Source organism: Bradyrhizobium sp. USDA 10063 (genome assembly GCF_054063735.1).
Genome location: NZ_JBSSGP010000002.1, coordinates 8,385,812 through 8,402,486 on the forward strand (window position 1 = coordinate 8,385,812; position 16,675 = coordinate 8,402,486).

Consider the following 16,675-nt stretch of genomic DNA (forward strand, 5'->3'; position numbering starts at 1 on the left):
CCTGCAGATCAGGCTGCGAACGCGGGCCGATCGAAAGCTCCGGCCTATCGGCCGTGGCTCATTTCGAGGCCCCTTTCCCTTTGGCAGGGTCTCGATCTGACATCACGTAGCGACATTGCTTGCTTAAGCTTTCGAACTTGGCTCGGAGACAAGCAGTGATAGCGTCGACATGTGGTATGTGGCTGCTACAAAGACGAAACACGTCCGGTTTGCAAGCCTCTTGCTCCTCCACTGTCGCCGAGCGATCTCGCGCGCCCGCCCGTTCGGTGCATAGAGCTGTTGTCATCGCAACAACAATAACGAGTGCTGTTGCACAGCGGTGTGCTTTGAAGAGCCAAGACCCATGCGTTCGCTGCTTTCGATTCACGATTATCCTCTTCAAATTGGTACATCCCGCGGTATTGTTCTTCCGGCCCGTCTATCGGGAAACAGGCCGAAATCATTCAAGGCATTGATGCCTAGCAAGTGCTTTTGCATATGTGCAGCACGTATCTTAGTGGTGCTTCGGTCATCAGTCCTCCAACGGCAATTTCACCATCGGCAGCGGTTGGAGCCAAAGCTAAGGCCAGGCACACGAGAGGCTGGCTGCGCTGCAGCTGAATTGCACGAGCAATTGACATTGTGAGTCCCCGATGTTGGCCTGAGTCTGCGGTCGGTCTTGCTATGCCCTGGACCGTCTGAGGCATCGCTTAGTCATGCCATACCCCAACCTTCGGGCGCATGAAGGTAGTTCAGAAACCCGCCAACCGGCCGATGCCCCAGAGCAGTCAGCGCAGGACGAAACAACCATTGCGGCCCGAGTAAACGAAAGACGTGGCGATAGCGGTAGGATATGCGCCGAACGTGAGCAATGCCGGCATACAGTTAACTCGAACGCGCCCCCGAGGCTGCGCTCGATCAGCGAGAGTAGGCCATTGCCGGGTCCGTGCCGCTGGGGTCATCACCCATGTGGCTGGTGCAGTCCACAACCAGCATTCCACCCCTTGTGAGGAGCGGCGCGCGGAACATCGGAGACGCGAGGGCATCCCGCTCTGATCTCAAAATGCTCATCTTTTTCTGGTTGTAACTGAACCCGTACGTCATGCGGCGCATAGACACTTCGCCTTCGAGGGAGTGCTCGAGGACCGTGACGGACTTTTGCGGTCTGCGGTTGAGAGTTTGAGACATTCGCAATTCTCATTACGTGTCAAGAAGCGTTTAAGCGGCCGGAAGTGGTCGCCACCCTGCATTAGGATCGTACAATCTAACGCCACGTACGATTCAAGCCCCTAGGCGAACTTCTTGTGTGAATATAATCAGAACCCGCATGGATCAAAACCCATTTGGTACGAACCAGAGGCGGACCCTTCACTCCCTCTCAGGTCATTCTCGTCTAGATGAAAAAGGCCTAGCTAATTAGCTAGTCGTACTGAGTCAGAGTGGCGCGGCCTTTCGTCGACAGGAAGCATAGATCTGAGAAGTCTCACTTTTAGGTGTTCGGAGGCTGAGATGGGTCCGACAGAATCGGGGGACGCTGGTCGAGGTTTTCGGCGTATGTTGAGAGTCTAACGAGCGTGATCGGGCACGCCGACCGAGCCAAACCGCCTGCAAGTTAGACAGACTGAATCACTGATCTCTCTGCGTCGCAACAGTTGCCTTTTTCAGTTCCCACGTCGGGAAGGTTGTCGATCGAAACGCACAAATCTCTGCAGCATTCTTTGCTGGCGAGAACTTCCGGTTGCCTCCAAGCGTCGCTTCCTCGAACACGCGCGCCTGGAGCTGGAATAGGGTCACCGGCCAAAGTGAGACGTTTCTTCGGATAGCTCAACGCACCTTACCGTCCCGACCTGCTACCACCGACCGGCCGCTCGTCCTCAACCCATTTCAATAGCGACAGTTCGGCCGAGAACCCTGGTCCGAACGCAGCCAAGATTCCGTATGATCCTGGCGCCTGCCTCTCATGCTCAAGCACGTGATCTAAAACGAACAAGACAGTTGCGCTGGACATATTTCCATGACGTCGAAGAGTCTCATAGCTGGAGACGAAGTCCTTAGACGATCTCCCAAGGCTCTGCTCAAAAACCTCCAATACTCTTCTCCCGCCTGGATGAAAGACTAAACTCTTCACCTGGTTAAGATGAATGCTATCGTTCGCTAGCAACGATCGCAGTGCATGCGGCATCAATTCGCTTATCATTGATGGAATGCGCTCTGAGACTACGACTTCAAATCCGGAATCGCCGAAATGCCAGCCCATTAGAGAAGTCGTGTCCGGGTAAAGCAAACTCGTACTTCTCACGATATCCAATATGCCTGAGCCGCTTTCAGCCGGGCCAATTAGGAGCGCGGCAGCGCCATCCCCAAAAAGGCTTGTAGCGACAACGTTCTTAGGGGTGAGATCATTCGGCTGGAATGTAAGGGACGTCAGCTCCACAGCAACGAGTAGAATGCGTTCGTTCGTTGCGCGGCAAATCGCTCCTGCCAAACTAACTCCCGATGCTCCCCCCGCACATCCGAGGCCAAATATGGGCGTCCGTCTTACATCTGTTCGCAATCCGGCCTTCATGATCAGATCCACGTCCAGACTAGGGGTAGCTATCCCGCTTGATGAGACGAATATAATCCGATCGACTTGCTCGGGCTTCACGCCGGCTCTGTTGAGACAGCGCACTGTCGCTTTGCACGCGAGCTCCTTTGCCCACTCCAAGTATATTTGGTTTGTCTCACTTATACGATGCTCGCCGAGAAACCATTCGGGCGTAACACAAAAGAAACGCTGATCGACTAGCGCATGATCAAATACTGTAAGATACCTCTTAAGCGTCTTTGTTCTAGATCCGAAGTGGCGACCCGCTAGTACCTTGGCGTCGGTCTGCGAAAGTCGGAATGGCGGCAATGCCGTCCCAACAGCCAAAATCCTGGACATCAGTTCCTCTTGTTGTTCGGCGGCGCCGCTCAAACCAAAGTGAAGATCAGTATTTCACGACGTCCGCGCCACTCCAGCGGTAGTTCACAGGGACCAAACCGATTCCGACGTCCTGCCCAACACGGGCAGTTCCTGCGAGAGGACCCGCTGGAACGCCCGCGGTGCCGGTTGAAAAGAAGTTCACGTCCCGATGGCCCATGAACAGGTAATCGCACTCAACGCCGACGGACCGGTTGGGCGCGAAGCCAAACTCAAGGCCCGTCCCTGCCGCCCCAGCGCGTTTCGCTACCGTCGGCGATGAGCGACCACCTTTCACATACAGCAGCACGTTATTCCAGGCGTAGCCAACCTGGCCCGTGAACAGGCCGAATGCATCAATCTTGGTTTCGTCTTGGAGGCCTGCGAAAGCGAGGTTGGTGTTGGAGCCCTTGAAATCAGCCCAGTTGCCCTGCGCCTCGAGGCCGAACACCGAGTTGGCTATCTGCCAGCGGTAGCCTGTTTCGCCGCCGAGCGTGCCTCCTGTCGCACTATGGCATCCCATGGCAAGGGGCGGAGCGAAGACCACACCGCCAGCATTGACCAGATCCCAGCACTGATGCGCGGAGCCGCCGCCGCCATTCATATCTATGTAGAAGCCGCTCCAATCGTAGATCAGAGCGACCATCGGGGGCGTTTTGGCGTAGGGCCATACGGCCAGATCAGCGGCACAGGCGGGAGCAGCCAGCGCGATGAGGGCTATCGTGCCCAGCAGGACTTTTTTCACTCTTTGTGACCCAGTTCCGAAGCGACTTTCTTGACGGTTTGTGGATTACGGTTGCCATGTGTCTGCCTTGAGCTATGCGGGAAAGTGGGTGATGACGGGTTGAGAGAGGCGGCGTATCGAGGCGGGTGTCGAGCCTGCCAGAACCTCTCGAGGAGAGCGATACGCCATGAACGAGACTACCAACATCCTGGCCTTCCGTCAGCCGTCTGCGGTTGACGATCCACTGACAGAAATCCTGCGCAATGGAGCCCGTGACCTGCTCGCCAGGGCGGTCGAAATCGAACTGCAGACGTTTCTGGAGACGACGGCTGAGTTGAAGCTGCCGGATGGCCGCGCCCGGGTGGTCCGGCATGGCCATGGCCCAGCGCGCCAGATTGCCACCGGGATCGGCGCGGTGGAGGTCGCCCGGCCCAAGGTGAGGGACCGCGGCGCGACCGGGGCCGACCGGATCCGCTTCACTTCGGCGATCCTGCCGCTGTGGGCGCGGCGGACGAAGAGCCTTGATGCCCTGCTGCCGATCCTCTATCTGCGCGGCATCTCGACCGGCGATTTCCAGGAGGCGCTCTCGGCGCTGCTCGGCAAGGATGCGCCGAACCTGTCGCCGTCGGTGATATCGGGCCTGAAGGCGCAATGGCAGGGCGAGTACGAGCGCTGGCAGAAGCGCGATCTGTCGGCACGGCACTATGTCTACGTCTGGGCCGACGGCGTATTCCTGCAGGCCCGGATGGAGGACCACAGCGAGTGCATGCTGGTTTTGATCGGCGCGACGCCCGAGGGCAAGAAAGAACTGATCGGCTTTCAGGTCGGCGTCCGCGAAAGCGCCCAGAGCTGGCGCGAACTTCTGATCGACATTCGCCGGCGCGGACTGCAGATCGCGCCTGAGCTTGCGGTCGGCGACGGTGCCCTTGGCTTCTGGAAGGCGCTGGACGAAGTCTTCCCCGGCACGCGGCGGCAGCGCTGCTGGCAACACAAGACAGTCAACGTGCTCAACAAGGTTCCGAGCTCCGTGCAGAGCGGCATGAAGAAAGCCCTGCAGGACATCTCGATGGCGCCGAGCCGGGCTGTCGCGGAGCTTGCACTCCAAGCCTTCGCCGAAAAATACGGTGCCAAATATGCGCGCGCCGTGGATTGCTTGAACAAGGATCGCGACGATCTGCTGGCGTTCTATGACTTTCCTGCCGAGCACTGGGTCCACTTGCGGACCACCAATCCGATCGAGAGCGTGTTCGCCACGGTGCGGCACAGGACTGTGCGGACCAAGGGATCGTTGTCGCCGCAGACCGCCAGGCTGATGGTGTTCAAACTGATCGATGCCGCGTCCAAGACCTGGCGACGACTAAAAGGCACAAATCAGTTGCCGAAGATCATCGCTGGTGTCAGATTCGCCGACGGCATCGAGGTCGTTCCGACCCAGCAAAGCCACGCCGCCTGATCGGCCACATCACCCAAATTCAGGCATAGCTCGTCTGCCTTCTCCATCAATTGCTAAGGTTGGTAGTTGACTGGTAAGACCGTATGTCCGCCTCTGCCGATGAGGTAGCTCGCTTTACGCTGCGCGTGCGAGGGAGACAAAATTGCTCGTGAACCGTCCGAGCGCTGGTGCCGTGGCGCAAGCCGTCTTCTCAGTCTCAGATTAAACCCGGAATTTGAGCAGACCGCGCGTTCATCGTTTCACCTAGCGCAGTGTCGAAGCACTCTGTCAATTTCGTTCCGGCAAAGGCGTGGTCAGCAAGCAATTGCTCTAGCAGCAGGAGACGCACAACGCTTTTATCTATGGACCCACAGCGCTTCCCGGCCTTTCCTGGCGGAACCTTCGTTCGTGCCCCTTTTCGTGAATAAGGAAGCGAACCATCGCCCGCGCGAATCGTGAGCAGCCCGCTTTTTAGGGCCGACAGGAGGCAAGCCATTGCGGTTTGTCGATGGCCTTGTGCGCTATCGCGCGAGGAAAGAGCTATGATGTGATTTGGCAGCGTCGCGACGCGTGCGCAGCAGGTTTGCCTTCGGTCAGCGCACTCGGCTTGCCGAAGCTAAATGACCGGGACATCAGTGGGAAGACTCGAAACTAGGTCAAGATAAAGGCAATTGCGGCCGAATATGCGAATTTTGCGGGAGGGCGGCCTACCTGATTGGGGGAGAGCGCTGTCGCATTTTCTTGACGTACGAATTGCATGCTCATCTACATGAAACCAAAAGATCCGTTCTACGATCCCAAATACTGGCGAAGGCGTGCAGAAGCAACGCGGACCAAAGCGGAGTCATTCGCCGAAGGTAAATCCAGAGACAGGCTCCTCAAGATCGCCGAGGAATATGAGAAGCTAGCCCGACGCGCAGAGGAGTGGCCGACGCTCAGACAGGATGGCGACACAGAGTTTAACCATAGTGTCTGACGTCTTCACCGCCTCTCGACAAGGCTAGGTTGGTTCCTGGCTCGATGATCGGCTAATCTGTTCGGATATCGCCGTCCCGCTGGACACAGTCCGACTAAAATGAAGTCTCCCCGACGTCAAAATCCGGAGCTCGGCGGGCCGCTGAGTTAGATCCATGTTGATGACCAGCGCAAAGCAAACTACGCCCGGAGGAGATGGCCCATACGCGCGCGCCGCGCCCGCCCGCAAATGAAAATCCGTGCGGCCGTGCCACCGGCGGACGCGACGCCGATAATCGTCACCTTCCGTGCGGCATATCATTTGCAGGGATTGTCTCTGGGGGCTGGACACGGCCCGGTGCCGCGCCGTGCCCCCAACCGGCCCGACGCACCTCTTACCCGGCAGGTGCGTCGGGCTTCGTGCTGTTTCAGCGTGGGAAATCCACGCTTGGCCGCGTTCACCCGAGCTAAGTCGGGTATAGCCGTTTATCCGATCGCCGACACAGCCGCGTCATTTTCACTCGCGGGCTGGGAGCAGGGAAGAGGCTGCGCGTGAAAAGTCACATGTGGTTCTGCAGCAGCGTAGGCGACACCCTCGCCGCGTGTACGAATAGCGCGTTCATCAATCTGCACAGGCTGCATGCCAAGCCGAATTGAGATGTTCAAATTGCGGAACAGCTTGGTTGCCGCTACGTCATCTTTTCGTTCCTATACCGGATCGAGACATTTCCCATATTCGATGTCGAGACGGCCGCGCTGCTACGCGCACTCCTGGCGAAGTCTGCGAAAACCTTTCCATGCACCTCCGGACCTTGAGGCCGCGACGCGCAAAGAGATGGCGGCAGTCGACGACCTCACGTGTGTAGGAGCCCGCCATCTGGCAGCTACCTCGGCTGCTTCGGCGACGCAATCTCACTCATGAGCACGCCCAGATGGCCCAGCAGATGCCGCCCCAGAGCAGGGCGCTGACGAGGATTGCCGCAAGCGGCCAGAAATTCCACGCTGTTCGCGGTTGCGAAACATCGGGACGCGATCCGCGAATAGCCTTGCCGCCTTCAATCACACGCGGGAATGGTTTGCGCCAATGCGTCATCCGTACCCATCCTTGCGCAGCTCTCGTCGAATGGGGCCATGGCTCCTCGGCCACGGCAAAATCGAAGATAAGCCAGGTGAACGGCGTCTCTATGCCGTTGGAACACGGCTCGTGAGGCTCGCGACCCCGATCGTCGGCCTAGCCGACTGCCAGATCCCAGCTGAGAAGGTATCCATGCGGTCCAGCTCTGGCTTCGAGCGCCTTAACCGTAGTGCTCGATGATCGCGTGAGCCTCCGACCCTTTCAGAAATTTTGTAAAGCCCTGCGCCTCCTCGCCGTCGGCGCCTGCTCTTGGGCGGCGCGGCACCTTGCCGACTCGGATTGTCGAGCTCCTGCGGCATCAGCCAGCGCGAGGCGGGCTCATTGCTAAGCAATTGAGATATCGCGACAGGTGCCAGGTCATCATCGCAGCTCTCGTCGGCCGGCGTGACGTTCGCGGCCTCGGCGCCCTTCGGCTGCATACCCTCATGAACGCTGAGCGAACGCACCGCTTCCACCGCGGTTACGCGATGAAACGTCTCGGCGGGATTGCAGATCGACAATTTTGCAAAGGCCACAGCCTCGAACATCTCCGCGCCATCGACGAAGTTCGCAGGCTTCTTCCAAAGCACGAGCTCTCCGATCGTATAGATGAAGCGCTTCTTCGGTTCGGTGATTCCATGCACGACCAGCTCCCTTGATCGCGCATCGTCGGCCGAGAAAACGATCTGGAATGGCGCGCCTTGCGAGATGTGGCTGTAAGATTGTCCATTCGCGCCAAAGCTTGAGCCTGCCTCATGACCGGTCGTCCGCTTGATGGTGGCGGCTATCTCCTTGGTCGGTTCTATGAAGTCGACTGCCAAATTGGCATCTACCGGTTGTGCCGTTAAGACCAGCCTCAACGCCGTATTGATCAGGGTCAATCGAGCAAGTCTCATTGTGCTGAACTCCTCGGTCGGTGACCAGGGCGCGCCGCCTTTTACCTGCGGCGTCTATTATCTCAGCAATCGGCGTGCCGGACGAGAAGTGCTGCGGACTTCGCTCGAAAAGAAAAAAACGCGTGTTTGCCGGCAGCAGCCGCAGAATGATTTAGCTGCCGTAGTCGGGCTTCTAACATCGACGTCCTCAACCGGACACGGCTTATGCGACAACATAGAAGGCAATGTCGGCAGTGGCCTCTCGTCCGCCAAGATGGCAACAAGGCCTTGGCACTTGCGGCGGATCGACATGGCTACTACATCGATTTGATCGATTGAAGAATCGCGTTCTTCAGATCGTCCTTTATTCCTTGAGGAGATACTATTCTTAGAGGAGCTACCGACGTGGCGAAGGGAACTGTGAAGTGGTTCAACCCCACCAAAGGCTATGGCTTCATTGCGCCAGACGGCGGCGGCCCTGACGTGTTCGTGCACATCTCTGCGGTCGAAAGAGCGGGGCACACCAGCCTTCCAGAAGGAACCAAGATCAGCTACGAACCAGTAACCGGTCGCTCGGGCAAGATATCAGCCGAAAATTTGCGTATCGGTTAGCATTCGGCCTGCCAAGCTGAGGCCTGCTTGGCACCGATCGCGCGCCTAAGGCAGGGAAAGCCGTCTTGGGGCGCGCTCATACCCTGCACCTTCATAGCGCGAAGCGCGGACACGCTGCCTGCTTGCGGTATTTCGCTTAGGAGTGCGGGGTGCATCGTCGCAAAGCACTTTGTGTTACCGTTCCGGACAATTCGTCTTGAGCGCTCGATACGCGCGCAGGCACGCGAATCTCGTTGCGCTCTACTTGGGTCCACGTCCTAGTGCCTCCGTCGACTCTCAACGGCGTTTTCTCGCCTGGCGAACGCTCTTCTGAGGGGCGCTCGCGACTTCCTCCAATCCTGAAATAGCGAAGCTCCGCCACTCGGCAGATTTGCCACGCTGATGGAGGCTACCACGCGTCCCAATAGACGAATGATCGAAACTGAGACGTGGCCGCACTTCGGAAGGCGCATTCGAAAGCCGTTTTCAATGGGCTGGCTCCGCGTCAGCGCGTGGAGAAACGGAAAATGCGAGCTCCATCTACGCTCTCGATGCAAACTCGATAGTCCGGCCACATAGATGACGCATTAATACTGTTTCAGGCGCGGGAGCCGCGAAGGGCGAAGGATGAGTAGATGCGACATCGAGATGCCGCATCAGACCGGCACAATCGCCACGTTGAGACCCATCACCCACCGGGCTTGCCATTCGGCAGCCATGACGCGGAGTATGAAGCAAGATCCTCAACTCGATTACTATTGAGGATAGAGACTTTCGAGCATTGACGATGTGGAAATCTGGCACGAAGCAGCTACAGAAGCGTACCCAATGTCGTTGCACAGGCAGCTGCGATGCGCAGCTGTTTGCGGAATGGTGCTAGCTCAACGGCGCGCATCTTTTGCCTGCCGCCGTCGCGTGGCGCGTTTCGTTCGGAATTTGGGCATATGCACCAGAGATGCAGCATGTTGAGCTTGCGGCCATCGATGAGCAGCGTGTGGCTAGCTCCGGGCGCGACTTGATTTTAACGCGGTCCATTCGCGTCGAGCCGCCGCGCGCGTGGCTAAAAGAGAAGGCTCTTCCGAGCGCTGCTTTTGGACAGTCAAACGCTCTTGGCCCGTCGCGAGGCAGACCGCGCCGTACGTTGCGGGAACCTTGAGACGCAGCCGCGCGCAACCGAAAAGGAGAAAAATCTGATGCTGAAGCCAAAATTGCAGCCTGAGAAAGCCTCTTCGTGACCGGATTGAGCAGATCCGTGCGGGAGCTGACGCCTTCATTGAGGCAAAGGTGAAGCAAAGAGCGAAGGATTGTCCTGTAAACAGAGCGCCTGGCTGCATTTGCTTGCAGGCCTTGGCAGCGGAGAAAGAGAGATGATCTACATCGGCGATTTTCTTAGCGTTTTGTTCGCGATGCAGCAGATAATGTACGCTGGAGGATGGCACTGGTACATTGCGCAGCAGCGCTGGCTGGAATCGATGAACGACCCGGAGGACAACGTGGTCTACGTCGACTTCAAAGCTGTTCGCCAGGCAAAGCAGGGCGCGTGAGAGCGCGAGCTCTAGAAAGGCTCGAGGTTGGCCGCATACGATATGGCCAATTCGCTAGCGCGCTGGGATCAGGTCCTTGCGGTCTCTTCTTTGTCCACGGACTTGCTGCGGTAAAGTGAAGATCTTTGGATTCGTCCATCCGGGATGGGAGCATGTCTCCGTCTCGACACGGCGGCGTTGTCCAAACTGGGAAGAGATATGCTTCGTCAAAGGCTTGTTCTGGGATGAAGAGGAATGCGTGATGCAGCTGCATCCGCCTCATTCGCAGTACGTGAATAACGGCCGGTATTGCCTGCACCTCTGGAAGCCGACTCGTCAGGACATTCCGATGCCACCGGCAGGCTTTGTAGGCGTCGTGGGCTTGGGCCATCTGAAGCGGAAATGTTGTTTGCACAGATGAGGGCACTGTCGTGAAAGAGTGTCGGTGGCCGCGAGAGACGGCGCCGCCGTATGCATCAAGGTAGAATCGAAAACTGCGATACACAGACAACTCTCTTCAAGATGTCCAGGATCGTCGTTCGGGAGCATTTCCCGATCTCGGCCGAAATTCACGCCAATGTAGAAGTCCAACGAGATCGTTGCCTCGGAAGTTCGTCAGCTTGACGTCAGCTCGCCTCGTTAGGGTGCTGAGCCGTCAATAGGTGGCGAACGGTTAGCCTTATCACACACCGAAGGAAGAAGCGGGTCCTAGCGAGCATGTCTGGCTTTACGGAGAACACGGCACCTCTGGTGCCGTCCTGGTTGCGATCGAGCTTGGATATAGCTGCATTGTGCTGTGTGGCATGCCTCTTGATGACTGCCATTATGATGGCGAGCCTAGTCGGCGGCGTACTGCTTTTGCTTCAGATGAGTCGGCGGGCTCGGTCGGTGCAGATCGCAACGTTGATTAAAGGCGAACCAGATCGCTTTCAAACGAAAAGTGAGAAGCAGGTTGGGACGTACCAAGAAGTGGTTGGGAGACGCGACACAAACTCGGCACCCTGCTTCAAGAGATACGATCGGGGTAGAATCCCGCAGTAGTCGGCGACCTGCGGGATTCGCGGACATGAGATGCGTCCCCATCGCGGGCAACCGGCCGGGATGCTCTTGACTAGGCGATTAGGTCACGTACCGCAATCCGTTGCCCTGCATCAATGACGCGCGCGTGACGAGGGGGAGCAAACCCCACTCAAGCGAGGGTATAGCCCTCGCAGCGCGCCTCAACACGATGTACGTCGATACGAACTCAATCCGGCATACCTACCACGAGATAGCGCCTGGCTCCTTTGCGGGCGCTGCTACACGATTGAGGGTACGGGTGACCTTTACGCGGGTGTCAGTTCAGAAGTCGGGGGAAGAGTGTTACGGTGCCAGGAATCTGTCGAACCAGTGGCTGACAGTGTAAGGATTGTTGCGTAGATCGGCCACACCCTCGTGCAATCTGAGCGTGAGGGGAGCGGGTTGATATCTCACCTCGCGCGGCCGCTCCGAAGAAGCCGGGAGATCGGGGCCGGCGAGCAGAAAGCCGCTCATTCCAGGCTTAAGAACGCAGCAACAGAGTGCGCTCGGCGACCGGACGCTCGCCGAACCTGTCGCAAACTGCCGCGAAACGCTCTCGCAAGCTGGACCAGAGCCGCTCGAGTTGCCCGCGTTCGATGACAATACCGAGCGCGCTCTTTTGTCCGACCAGCACAACCAGGCGCTTGTCGCGGGTGAGGCCCGCATAGGCGATGGGTTTCTTTCACATCCTGAATTGCTGCACGGAGATGGGCATGACTTTCTGACCCACTGCCAGATCCGGTCTCTCGTTCACTACGGGACTTATTGCGGACCCTCCCGGTCTACATAAAGTCATCATCGTCCCAATCCGGCGGGGTATTTGGTGCACGCTCGGCGCCTTCCGTATCACGGCCTTCACTGTCTTCAGCTTTGGAAAGATATAATAGAGGTTTGTTTGCTCGCTGCCATTCGCCGTCACTGTTCTTTGTCCACTTGTCGGGGCGCTTGGTCGGGTCAAGCACCATCATCGAGTCACCCACTTCAACAAACCCCAACGCCGTTGCGCGGGCTTTCGCTTCGGGGTTGATAGGGTGAGAGAGGAGCAACGGTTGTTTGCCATCGAGCCGAAGCTGATGTTCCAGCAGAATATCGCCTGCGTTATCGACAAGCGGATGAGCGACCCGGAAATCTACAGTGGACGTGATTTCGGTTCGCTCGGGAAATTGTTCCCGCCACTCGTCCCCTTCAAACAGTTCACTCATGCGACCTCCGCCTTCCGTTCTTAGAAGCCCAACACTTTTGTCGCCCAGTTGATAGCTGAAGTATCGTGCGTCTTCCGAACCGGGTCTGGTGCCGAAGCGAAAGGCAACGTCTGCTGCGCGCTCGGCTTTCAGCGACACCGGACGCGAATACTGCTGCGGGTTGGCGGCGATATGCTCTATTTCATCGCCATAAAAGTCCTCCAGCTTTCTGTCGAATGATGAGCGTGAGATCTCCACCACTGGTGGCCTGGGAACGAGGGAGTACGGCCGAGTTGCCACCGAAGATGAACTATCGTAGGCACTCGACGCTGCTATGTTCATATCTGCAAACATCTCCGCGAATCTCTGGCTGTCCGCGTCAGTTTGAGCGTCGGATCCACTCGTGGATTGGATATTGGATGGGCCACTGATTCGGTTATACATGGCGGTTCGCGTTCCTATCGGCAAAGCGTTTTCGTACTGAGTTTAGCCCTGTCAGGCCTGCGGAGGTTGATAATCGGCCTAGCTTACGACAAGCTGACATGCAGGCGTTAAGTGACTGTGAGGCGATTTTGAAGGCCGCGCTATCGCGATCGTACCACCGCATGCGGCTCGTCGGACAGCGGTCGTAGGCTGGCGTTCCCGGTGTCGGCCTTCCCATCAAGTGCGAGCGACAGGTTGAGATTGTTACGCAACATCCGATTCCCGGGTTCGGTTGCCAGAGCTTGCCGATATAGCGCTTGTGCCTCGTCATGACGTCCCGCGTTATCGAGGATAACGCCTTTGGCGTTCAGTGCGCGCAGATCACCCGGGACTGCAAGTAAGACGTTGTCGAGTACCTCAAGCGCCTCATCCAGGCGTTTCTGTGCCAGCAACGCCTGCGCAAGAGGGATCGCCGCATCGACATTGCCGGATTCCTGCTGCAGCGCGTCGCGCAAAGTCTGCTCCTGAGCATCGCGACCGACGGCCTGCGCAATGCGTTTGCGCATAGCAGGATCGATATCCTTGGCGCCCAACAGCTCTGGCGTCGGCGGCTCCTGCACTGAGAGAATTGGCTTATCCCAGCTAGCGCAACCTCCGACCAGCAGAATGGCGGCTACAGCGAGAAGATATGAGCACGCCGGACGGAATGAACACAACCGCGGCCGGACTGTCTTATGCAAATTCATGCCGTCTATCTCACGACCGACCGCTGTGCTCTGCTAGCCGGTTGCGGGAAGCGGGTTACGACGTTCACCTGACAGAGTCTTATCCTTGGCAGCCGTGAGCTTGACGGATCCAACCGGCTGGACTGTGAAATCCGAGGCGAGATCCTGATACGACAGAACAGCCAAATCGATCCCGTTGCGGATGAGAAAACCGCGCACGAAGCGCCGGATATCCATTGAACCCAGGATGACGGGCTGAATCTGACCCGGTGGTATGCGAGAATGAATCTGTCGCATTTGTGACAGCAGCATCTCGCTTTGCCAGTCGTCCAGCGCGAGGTAAGGCCCGACGGCGGTATCGCGGACCGCACTCCGCATGATATCCTCAGTTTCACGTTCGATGATAAAGGCGGCCAGAACGCGGTGCGCATTGGCATAGCGGTGACAGATCTGGCGCCTCAGACCGGAGCGAACATATTCGGTGAGTAGGACGGCGTTTTGCTCACGTTCGCTCCATTCGGCCAACGCCTCCAGGACCAGCCGGGTGTTGCGGATCGGGATGCCCTCGTCCAGTAGGCGGCGCAATACATCGGCGATCCGGGGGATCGGCGTCGTGCGCAGCACCTCCTTCACTAGATCGGCATATTCCTGCTCCATCCGGCCGAGCAATTGGCGCGTCTCCTGAATGCCCACCAAGCGCTGTGCATTGCGAGTCAATGCCGAATGGACGCGCAGAGCGAGGATTTCGCTTGGACGGTGATGCCCGATGCCGGCGGCTTTGAGAGCCGGTGCATGGCTTTGCTCGACCCAGATCCGATCTGTCTCTGGGTCATGCCGAAACGGGATGCCGCTCAGTTCAATGTTCGCCAGGTCGTCGGTGATCGCGAGCTGCGCGGGGGCAACCAAAGCCCGTTCGACCGGCACGCCCTCGACATCTACCCTGTATTGCGAATCGGGCAACTGCTGGTCAACGTCGACAGGGATGCGGGGAATCGTGATGCCGAGATCAGATGAGACCAGTCCCGAAACACGTGCGATCTGCTGCTGCAATTCTTCTCGTTCGATCGCGTGTATCAGGTTCGGTGCAAGGAATAACGCGATCGGAAGCGCCTCTGCAGGTACGTTTTGCTTGGGAGGTTGTGGTGGAGCTGGAGCCGTAGCAGTGACATTGGCGCCGATCTGAGTGCCTGTCTTGGTGTGTTGCACACTGCCCTTCAGAGAGCTCGCAGCGGCGAACACTGCGGCCAGAATAAGGAAGGGGGGCAGGGGGAAACCAGGAATCAGCCCCATTACAACTAAGACGCAGGCCGACAGCCGTAACGCGCGCGTACTGCCTGTGAGTTGATTGACGATATTGGTACCAAGATTGAGCCTAGAATCTCCATTTACGCGAGTGACGATGGTTGCTGCCGTAATCGACAGCAGCAGCGCCGGAATCTGCGAAATGAGCGCATCACCTATGGTCAGCAGCGTATATTGATGCAGCGCTTCCTCGAACGACATGCCCTTGGAGAGCTGGCCGATGGAGATCCCGCCCAGCATGTTGATGCAGATGACTACGAGCCCCGCGATGGCGTCGCCCTTCACGAACTTCATGGCGCCATCCATGGCGCCATGAAGTTGGCTTTCTCGCTCCAGTGCCGCGCGCCGGCTGCGAGCTTCGTTCTGATCGATATGGCCGTTGCGTAGCTCCGCGTCAATGGCCATCTGCTTGCCGGGCAAAGCGTCGAGCGTGAAGCGCGCCGACACCTCTGCGACGCGTTCAGCGCCTTTCGCGAGAACGATGAACTGCACCATGGTCACAATCAGAAATATGACGATGCCGACAGCGATATTTCCTGATATTACGAAATCGCCGAACGTGTGGATGATGCTGCCGGCATCCCCCTCAGCCAGGATTAACCGCGTCGTTGCGATGGTCAGCGCCAGACGAAATACCGTGGAGATCAGGATGACGCCCGGCAAGGACGAAAAATCAAGTGGCGTGCTGATATAAAGGGCAACCATCAGCAGCAATATGGCGAGGCCGAGATTGAAGCCGATCAGCGTGTCAATCGCTACGCTTGGTATCGGCATGATCATCATTCCGACCGCCAGAAGCAGCATCAACGCGACCATCAAGTCCGGTTGGGCCGGCGCGCGTGCGAGGAAGTTACGCAGGGCGTTAATCATGGAGACCCTTCTGATGATTGTCTGACAAGCGCTAAGCTGCCACGCAACGAAACGTAGCTTTGGAAAACCGCACGCGCCTCCTCCGTGCGGCCGGCGTGCCGCAGCGCGTGACTGCGCAAGAGCGTCAAGGGGAGGCGCGAGGACGGCTCGTCGTCAAGGATCTCCAGTCTATCCAGTACCGCCAGTGCTTCATCCCCGAAGCCCTCCGAGATGAGAGCATAGGCAAGAATACGCAGCAGCTCGACGTCTTGTGAATTGTCGCGAGCGAGTAGCCGCAACAGAGCCAGGCTTTGTGCGCTCTGCCCACACGCAAGGTGGACATAAGAAAGTGCGCAGAGCAAATCGCGCTCCTGGCCGGAGATCAGCAAGGCGTTACCAGTTTTGGAAACGTCCGTTGGCGCGATAACGCTGAGGAGTTGTGCTCCCTCCGGGTCAACCATCGCTAGCCTTTGACCAAGCTGTTCCGGTTCTGCCGGAGCAGGATCAGCCGCCGCAGCTCCTGCTGCAGAACAACGATACCTTCACGCCTCACCGAATCCTCCGGAGCGCCCGATAGCGCGTCGGCCAAGCGTTCCAGAACAACGGCATGCTTCTCTGCGAGCAGCTCGTGCGGATGACGCAGCCGTGGTGTCACGAAGGAGAGCAGGCCATTTGCGAGATTGCAGCTATAAAGCCAGCCCAGTGCTGCGCCTGGGTCGATCTCGTCGGGCCGAGTGCGCATCTTGTCGAGACTGACGCGCGTGACTGCATCGATGTCGTTGGCCTTCACGACTTCGATGACAACGTCGGGCGGTAGAGCCTGCGTGTCCGTCTTGCGCCAGATCGATGCGTCCTTCTTGTCGCCGTTTGTCCGAGCACCATCGAGCTCCATGCCACTAGCCTGGCGGATGGCCGGGCCGATTACTGGTGCACGATCGTCGATATCGAGGCTCTGCGAAGATATCCTGGCCCCATCAGGGCGGCGGGGTAGTATGGCCAT

At 58.0% G+C, this 16,675-nt stretch carries 13 protein-coding genes; 5 read left to right on the forward strand and 8 right to left on the reverse strand.

Translation table 11 applies throughout. From position 1 onward, the window contains the following. Positions 1-1,813: 1,813 nt before the first annotated feature. Positions 1,814-2,938, reverse strand: a complete 1,125-nt coding sequence (locus ACVJGD_RS41245) for a type III polyketide synthase (protein WP_456639462.1) — start codon at positions 2,936-2,938, stop codon at positions 1,814-1,816. Positions 2,939-2,951: 13 nt separating this feature from the next. After that, positions 2,952-3,668, reverse strand: coding sequence for an outer membrane protein (locus tag ACVJGD_RS41250; RefSeq protein WP_456639463.1), 717 nt, complete (start codon positions 3,666-3,668; stop codon positions 2,952-2,954). Positions 3,669-3,834: 166 nt separating this feature from the next. Here ACVJGD_RS41250 and ACVJGD_RS41255 point away from each other — a divergent pair, with 166 nt between their 5' ends. Then, positions 3,835-5,100, forward strand: a complete 1,266-nt coding sequence (locus ACVJGD_RS41255; protein ID WP_456639464.1) for an IS256 family transposase — start codon at positions 3,835-3,837, stop codon at positions 5,098-5,100. 2,115 nt (positions 5,101-7,215) lie between these two features. Here ACVJGD_RS41255 and modA read toward each other — a convergent pair. Continuing rightward, positions 7,216-7,968 (reverse strand): molybdate ABC transporter substrate-binding protein, encoded by a 753-nt coding sequence (gene modA, locus ACVJGD_RS41260; RefSeq protein ID WP_456639465.1) that lies wholly within the window; start codon positions 7,966-7,968, stop codon positions 7,216-7,218. Between modA and ACVJGD_RS41265 the strand changes: the two genes are divergently transcribed. The 4 genes from ACVJGD_RS41265 (at position 7,952) to ACVJGD_RS41280 (ending at position 10,557) form a co-directional block, all read left to right on the forward strand. Continuing rightward, positions 7,952-8,353 carry a hypothetical protein gene (locus ACVJGD_RS41265; protein ID WP_456639466.1) on the forward strand — a complete coding sequence of 134 codons (402 nt, stop codon included), beginning with the start codon at positions 7,952-7,954 and terminating at the stop codon, positions 8,351-8,353. The two genes, modA and ACVJGD_RS41265, sit on opposite strands and share 17 nt — an antisense overlap. A gap of 74 nt (positions 8,354-8,427) precedes the next feature. Further along, on the forward strand, positions 8,428-8,634 hold the full coding sequence (locus ACVJGD_RS41270; protein WP_456639467.1) for a cold-shock protein: 207 nt from the start codon (positions 8,428-8,430) through the stop codon (positions 8,632-8,634). A 1,346-nt stretch (positions 8,635-9,980) separates the two neighbouring features. Continuing rightward, positions 9,981-10,157: a hypothetical protein gene (locus ACVJGD_RS41275; protein WP_456639468.1), complete on the forward strand. Its 177-nt coding sequence runs from the start codon at positions 9,981-9,983 to the stop codon at positions 10,155-10,157. Positions 10,158-10,272: 115 nt separating this feature from the next. Then, on the forward strand, positions 10,273-10,557 hold the full coding sequence (locus ACVJGD_RS41280; RefSeq protein WP_456639469.1) for a DUF7694 domain-containing protein: 285 nt from the start codon (positions 10,273-10,275) through the stop codon (positions 10,555-10,557). Positions 10,558-11,977: 1,420 nt separating this feature from the next. Here ACVJGD_RS41280 and ACVJGD_RS41285 read toward each other — a convergent pair. The 5 genes from ACVJGD_RS41285 to ACVJGD_RS41305 all read right to left on the reverse strand — a co-directional run bounded on the left by ACVJGD_RS41285 (position 11,978) and on the right by ACVJGD_RS41305 (position 16,675). Then, positions 11,978-12,634 (reverse strand): effector protein NopP, encoded by a 657-nt coding sequence (locus ACVJGD_RS41285; RefSeq protein ID WP_456639470.1) that lies wholly within the window; start codon positions 12,632-12,634, stop codon positions 11,978-11,980. A gap of 326 nt (positions 12,635-12,960) precedes the next feature. Beyond that, positions 12,961-13,419, reverse strand: a complete 459-nt coding sequence (locus ACVJGD_RS41290) for a tetratricopeptide repeat protein (protein WP_456639471.1) — start codon at positions 13,417-13,419, stop codon at positions 12,961-12,963. A gap of 159 nt (positions 13,420-13,578) precedes the next feature. Then, positions 13,579-15,696 carry a type III secretion system export apparatus subunit SctV gene (gene sctV, locus ACVJGD_RS41295; RefSeq protein ID WP_456639472.1) on the reverse strand — a complete coding sequence of 706 codons (2,118 nt, stop codon included), beginning with the start codon at positions 15,694-15,696 and terminating at the stop codon, positions 13,579-13,581. Continuing rightward, the gene (gene sctY / locus ACVJGD_RS41300) at positions 15,693-16,136 is read right to left on the reverse strand and encodes a type III secretion apparatus assembly chaperone SctY (RefSeq protein WP_456639473.1); all 444 of its coding nucleotides are present in this window, start codon (positions 16,134-16,136) and stop codon (positions 15,693-15,695) included. Before sctY ends, sctV begins: the two co-directional genes overlap by 4 nt. A gap of 2 nt (positions 16,137-16,138) precedes the next feature. Continuing rightward, a complete protein-coding gene (locus ACVJGD_RS41305) occupies positions 16,139-16,675 on the reverse strand; it encodes a hypothetical protein (protein WP_456639474.1) in 537 nt (178 codons plus the stop codon).

Excerpts from the sequence above, each read along its gene's own strand:
- ACVJGD_RS41255 (WP_456639464.1), top strand. The coding sequence starts at position 3,835 with ATGAACGAGACTACCAACATCCTGGCCTTCCGTCAGCCGTCTGCGGTT.
- ACVJGD_RS41265 (WP_456639466.1), top strand. The coding sequence starts at position 7,952 with ATGAAGTCGACTGCCAAATTGGCATCTACCGGTTGTGCCGTTAAGACC.
- ACVJGD_RS41275 (WP_456639468.1), top strand. The coding sequence starts at position 9,981 with ATGATCTACATCGGCGATTTTCTTAGCGTTTTGTTCGCGATGCAGCAG.
- sctV (WP_456639472.1), bottom strand. The coding sequence starts at position 15,696 with ATGATTAACGCCCTGCGTAACTTCCTCGCACGCGCGCCGGCCCAACCG.
- sctY (WP_456639473.1), bottom strand. The coding sequence starts at position 16,136 with ATGGTTGACCCGGAGGGAGCACAACTCCTCAGCGTTATCGCGCCAACG.
- ACVJGD_RS41305 (WP_456639474.1), bottom strand. The coding sequence starts at position 16,675 with ATGGCCATACTACCCCGCCGCCCTGATGGGGCCAGGATATCTTCGCAG.